Consider the following 4,872-nt stretch of genomic DNA (forward strand, 5'->3'; position numbering starts at 1 on the left):
AGCGGCCCGATCACCGTCCAGGCCTGATCAGTCAATTCATGACGTCGCACCACGAACGGAGCAACGACCAACCAACTTTGCGGACACGCCCTAGGGGCCGGGGGGGCCGCTCAGTCGGGGTAAAGACGGCGGAAGCGGATACGTTGCCGACCTGTGAAGCCGGGGCGACCAGTCGGCGGAGGGTACGAACTACCGTATTCGCGTATGGGGGAGAACGAGATTTCGGGCGGCAGCTTCACCAACGTCGTGCAGGCCGGGGAGGTCCGTCAGCTCACATTTCATGTCCCGGCACAGGCGCCGGTCCCGCGTTATCTCCGGGACCCGGGCCGCTGGCCGCTCGTCGGCGAGCTGGACGAGCTGTCGGCGGGTGTGCACCGGGCTCGCCCGGCCGAGGATGGCGGCAGACTCCCACTGTACGTGCCACGGGACATCGACGCCGCCCTGCGCGAGCGGATCCCGCTCGGCGGCCTGGTCCTCGTCATCGGCGACTCCACGGCGGGCAAGACGCGGGCCGCGCTGGAAGGCTTACGCGCTGTACTGCCTGGCCACCGGCTCCTGGCGCCCCCGGCTGGGGCCAGTCTGAGACAAGTACCGGCGGCGGTGGAAGGCTGTCAGACCTCCAGAGTGGTGGTATGGCTGGATGACCTGGAGAAGTACGTGCTCCAGGACGGACTACCCGAAGTCCTCGCTGATCTGGTCCGCATGGAGATTCCGGTCGTGGCGACCATGCGGCTCAAGGCATACGAGACGTTCACCGGGGACCAGGACAGCGGGATCAGTTCACAGGTGCTGAGGGCCGCTGAAGTCTTCGACCTGGACCGTCTCTGGAGCAACGCCGAACTGTCCCGCGCGGCAGAATGCGAAGACCCCCGCGTCCTCGACGCACTGGCACATCATGGCTCCTTCGGGGTGGCCGAGTACCTCGCGGCCGGACCGGCACTCCTCCAGGAGTGGCGGCGAGCACGCCGCATCCATGGACACGCACGCGGTGCCGCCCTGGTCGCAGCAGCCGTCGATCTCGCCCGCACAGGTCTCCGCGGCCCCTGGCCACGCGCCCTGCTCACCGAGCTCCACGAGCACCACCTCGACCAAGCCGGCGGCCCGGTGCTGCGCCCTGAATCGCTGGATGAGGCATTCATCTGGGCATCGCGTATCCGCGGCGGGGTCACCAGCCTGCTCCTGCCGGCACGGGGCGATACCGGAGCGGAAGAACGATGGGCGCCTTTCGACTACCTCATCGACCATACGGATTCACCGATCCCGGACCGGGTCTGGGAAGCGTCGCTGGTCCATGCCGCAGACAACGCCGACCTCGGCGCCATCGGCCGGAACGCTTTCAATGTGGCTCCCCACGTCGCTGAGCAGGCTTTGCGCCCACTGGCAGCAAGCGGTCGCCCCACCAGCACGTTCAATCTGGCCCTGCTTCTCTACCGTCGGGGCGAAATGGCGGAGGCCCGCCGGCTGTGGGCTCTTGCCGCGAGCGCCCGTCACGGCCGAGCGGCTCTGCGGCTCGCCCTGATGACCGGCAAAAGCGGTGAGCTGGCGGAGAGCCGGGAATGGTGCACGCGTGCCATCGCGTACGGCCCCGCGGACATTTCCGAACGGGCGACGCGACTGCGTGATGCCGTGGACGCGGAGAGCTAGGCCGCCCCGCGCGCCGACCGGGGAGCAGATTTCTTAACCAGCATCTTTACCCGCAGTTGATGTTGTGCTGTGTCAGGGGGAGGCTGGCGGCTGGGAAGGGTTGACGCGGTGGGCGCGGGCCAACACCGGCCCTCGGGGGGGCGTTGCTGCCGGTCCCGCCAAGAGCGCTGCCACATCCACCCGGTTCTAAGGGGAGGCGTCTATGGGGCGCCGGGGTGGGCCGAAGCCGTCTCTGAGGCAGGGAGTCGAGGACCTGCTGGTCCGCATCGCGTGGAAGCTGGGGAGGTGGCTCAAGGGCTGACCTGAGCCTCAACCTACGAGGCTCAGGCCGGTCTCCTCGCATACGTCCAGCATCGCGGTGCCCACGGGCGCCTTGCGGCCGGTGAGGAACAGCGGGCCGCGGGGGCGCCCGGTGATCAGCTCGAGAAGGGCGCCAACTGCGCACTGAGCGGCGGCTCGTGGTACTCGCCCTACGACGACACCGTCTTCGACCAGGCGCGCGCCCTCGACATCGACCACCTGGTCCCGCTCGCGGAATCATGGGACTCCGGCGCCTCGGCCTGGACCGCCACAGAACGGCAGGCATACGCCAACGACCTCGGCGACGACCGCGCACTGATCGCGGTGTCCGCCACCTCGAACCGGTCCAAGGCCGACCAGGACCCCGCCACCTGGCAACCCCCCGCCACCGGATACCGCTGCACCTACGCCACCTTCTGGGTGGTGATCAAAACCCGCTGGCAGCTCGCGATCGACACCGCCGAGCAGACCGCCCTCACCGACATCCTGAGCGCCTGCCCGAACACTCCGGTCGACGTCACTCCCGCCCGCTGAGCACAGGTCCGGCCCGTCGCCACGGGGGACGGACGACGGACCGGACCTCCACCATGCCGCAATCGGGGATCTCCGCGCGACTGCGCAGGCAGAGATCGTCCTCCGACTGGGCTCATGCCGTCTTTGACGGTATGTCGGCAGTTCTACTCTCTGAGCCGGTGTCGTCGTTGCATCACGGCTGGCGGGTGCTGCTGTCGTCCGCTGTCCCAGGCGGCGGCTGCCGGACGGGCCCGGGAGACTTCAGGCACGGCGCGGGGCGCTATGCGACACCCTGTTCCCAGGAGCCACAGCCCCAGTAGATCTCGTCAGCGAAATCACCGATGCAAGCACGGACCCGTACGGTTGTTCCCTCCGCGACGTTGTACGACTCGACGCTCTCGTCGCCAACACCCTCACTGGCCCAGACCACGACCTCGGGCGCGCTGTCACCCCTCACGGTCCCCAGCAGTACGGCGCTGTGGCCATCCCGGCATACGTCCCCGACAAAGAACCGGTCTCCGTCGTGAAGGAAGCGCCCCTGTGAACCGGTGTCACTGGCACCGTTGCAGCCGGCCGAGTAGCCGAATGTGAGACTGCTGTGATTGCCGGCCGCCGCAGGAGAGGCAGAGAATCCCAGCGCTAGCGCGCACACGCCGCCCATGGCGGCCAGACGCAGGGCTGAGCCAGAGAAGACGCGCATTCACCTGTTCCTTCCACGATCAGTGAATTCCAGTTCGCACTGTGCCCAGGTTGCCGGATCCGAGTCTGCGCGAAAAGGGCAGAAAGCGGCCATCCCCGGCATCGGCCTCTCCGACCCCATTTGGGGCGAACTCCTCGGACCCGCCTGGTCCATGGAACTCAACATCGGCGCTGAAGACCCGGTCGACTCGATCATGCGCCATATCCGCGTATCCAGCGACGATGTCCTCACCCATGTCTTCAGCCTCGCTGAAGCGCCCTGCGCTGCGAGTTCCTGGACTGCGCCAGAGGAGACCTGATCACCCCGCTGGAAACGTCCGGATGGCACGTTCCAGGAGTACCGTGACCGCATGCTCCGTGCCTGTCACTGAAGGCCGGGGCGCGGGGCGACACCCTCCGCAACGGCGGAGGCGATCAACGCCACGAGGTTGCCGGTCCAGCAGTCAGACTCCTTGGTCGCGACCTCGACACCACAGCCGCTGCATACGAGGTTGGGGCCGTCCTGGCCGGCGAGTCCGCAGCAACCAGAGAGACGCCGGGAATCGGGGTGCAGCGCAGTCCCCGGAACGTCATCCGGGTGAAAGATCAGCAGACTGGCATTGAAATTGACCTTGAAGGTCCCCTGGGCCATCCGGGGCGAGACGACCTCATGGCCCACCGGCGGCTCCGGCCCTCTCAGCGGTTGCCCCGGAGCCACCTCCCCGGTCAAGGGCTGCTGACAGATGCCGCAGTGAAAGACGGACATGCGGTCTCCCCCCCTTGCCTCCCCACGAGGAGAGGTATGAGCGCCTACAGCGGTCACGCCGCTGCCGTGTTCCGCCACGCGGCGGTGACAGATCCTTCCTCCCAGTGCCACCACCCCTTGGCCTCTCCGTGCTCCAAGAGCTTCCGAATCCGAGGCAGGTCCGCATCAGGTGGCACGTCGAGCGCCACCATGCGGAACTGCTCGATCCCTTCGCCAGTTGTGCCGAGCCGGTGAAAGGCCTCCAGCACGGTCCGCCGAGCGGCACCGGACCCGCTGTCCTTCATGACGATCATCCGGATGGTGCAGTTCTCTGAAGCCCGCACCGTCTCGCCGGCCCAGTGGACGCCTTCGGCGTCGAGCTCCACCCGGATGATGTCGCCGATGGCGATTCCGCGTACGAACCAGGGAGTGTTGTCCAAGCGGACGGTGCCGTCGCCGAGGTCCACCGCCCACAAGCTTTCCACGCCAGCCGGCGGCCAGCCGTCCCCGTCCGCCTCCAGGCGGAAGTGGACCTTCACGTGGTCGTCCCTGGTCTCCGTCACCGCACCATCTTCCACAGCCACGGCCATCGTGGGAAACGATCACCTCGCGAACGGGAAGCGATCCTCCATGGACGAGGAACTGGCCCCAGCCCGCGGGCCCGTATGCATTTGCGCGTCCGCGCGCGCGGTCCAAGGCCGACCAGGACCCCTCCCCTGGCACCCCCCGGCCACCAGCTATCACTGCACCTACACCACCGACTGGGTCGCTATCAAAACCCGCTGGGGACTTGCCATCGACACAGCCGAGCAGACCGGCCTCGCCAACATCCTGAGCACGTGCCCGAACACGCCGGTGAGTGTCGTCGTCTTCACCCGCTGAGTACAGGTCCGGCCCGGCGCCCCGGGGGGTTGTCCTCCGGCCGGTCCTCCACGTAGGCGAACCCCGGAGCGGGGCGCCGAGGGCAAACCACCCGGTCGGGCGATCCGTGA

General features: G+C 67.8%; 6 protein-coding genes. 3 read left to right on the forward strand and 3 right to left on the reverse strand.

Annotated features, from left to right (window positions below; translation table 11 throughout):
- Window positions 1-204 precede the first annotated feature (204 nt).
- Together ACFXAZ_RS37990 and ACFXAZ_RS37995 are read left to right on the forward strand one after the other, a co-directional pair.
- A complete protein-coding gene (locus ACFXAZ_RS37990) occupies window positions 205-1,644 on the forward strand; it encodes a type IV pilus biogenesis/stability protein PilW (RefSeq protein WP_384601130.1) in 1,440 nt (479 codons plus the stop codon).
- 444 nt (window positions 1,645-2,088) lie between these two features.
- Window positions 2,089-2,478, forward strand: coding sequence for an HNH endonuclease family protein (locus ACFXAZ_RS37995; RefSeq protein WP_384601162.1), 390 nt, complete (start codon window positions 2,089-2,091; stop codon window positions 2,476-2,478).
- Between the two features lie 259 nt (window positions 2,479-2,737).
- On the opposite strand, the gene ACFXAZ_RS38000 is transcribed toward ACFXAZ_RS37995, so the two are convergent.
- Window positions 2,738-3,157: a hypothetical protein gene (locus ACFXAZ_RS38000; RefSeq protein ID WP_384601133.1), complete on the reverse strand. Its 420-nt coding sequence runs from the start codon at window positions 3,155-3,157 to the stop codon at window positions 2,738-2,740.
- 151 nt (window positions 3,158-3,308) lie between these two features.
- Here ACFXAZ_RS38000 and ACFXAZ_RS38005 point away from each other — a divergent pair, with 151 nt between their 5' ends.
- Window positions 3,309-3,455 carry a hypothetical protein gene (locus tag ACFXAZ_RS38005; protein ID WP_384601136.1) on the forward strand — a complete coding sequence of 49 codons (147 nt, stop codon included), beginning with the start codon at window positions 3,309-3,311 and terminating at the stop codon, window positions 3,453-3,455.
- 65 nt (window positions 3,456-3,520) lie between these two features.
- Here the strand turns inward: ACFXAZ_RS38005 and ACFXAZ_RS38010 are convergent, their stop codons facing one another.
- The gene (locus ACFXAZ_RS38010; protein ID WP_384601139.1) at window positions 3,521-3,901 is read right to left on the reverse strand and encodes a hypothetical protein; all 381 of its coding nucleotides are present in this window, start codon (window positions 3,899-3,901) and stop codon (window positions 3,521-3,523) included.
- Window positions 3,902-3,954: 53 nt separating this feature from the next.
- Window positions 3,955-4,443 carry a DUF4265 domain-containing protein gene (locus ACFXAZ_RS38015; RefSeq protein ID WP_384601142.1) on the reverse strand — a complete coding sequence of 163 codons (489 nt, stop codon included), beginning with the start codon at window positions 4,441-4,443 and terminating at the stop codon, window positions 3,955-3,957.
- Window positions 4,444-4,872 lie beyond the last annotated feature (429 nt).

Origin of the sequence: Streptomyces sp. NPDC059477, assembly GCF_042749375.1 — a bacterium.
Taxonomy (GTDB): Bacteria; Actinomycetota; Actinomycetes; order Streptomycetales; family Streptomycetaceae; genus Streptomyces.

What these genes read in the sequence shown, in the direction of transcription:
- ACFXAZ_RS37990 (WP_384601130.1), top strand. Translation starts at nt 205, where the DNA reads ATGGGGGAGAACGAGATTTCGGGCGGCAGCTTCACCAACGTCGTGCAG.
- ACFXAZ_RS38000 (WP_384601133.1), bottom strand. Translation starts at nt 3,157, where the DNA reads ATGCGCGTCTTCTCTGGCTCAGCCCTGCGTCTGGCCGCCATGGGCGGC.
- ACFXAZ_RS38005 (WP_384601136.1), top strand. Translation starts at nt 3,309, where the DNA reads ATGGAACTCAACATCGGCGCTGAAGACCCGGTCGACTCGATCATGCGC.
- ACFXAZ_RS38010 (WP_384601139.1), bottom strand. Translation starts at nt 3,901, where the DNA reads ATGTCCGTCTTTCACTGCGGCATCTGTCAGCAGCCCTTGACCGGGGAG.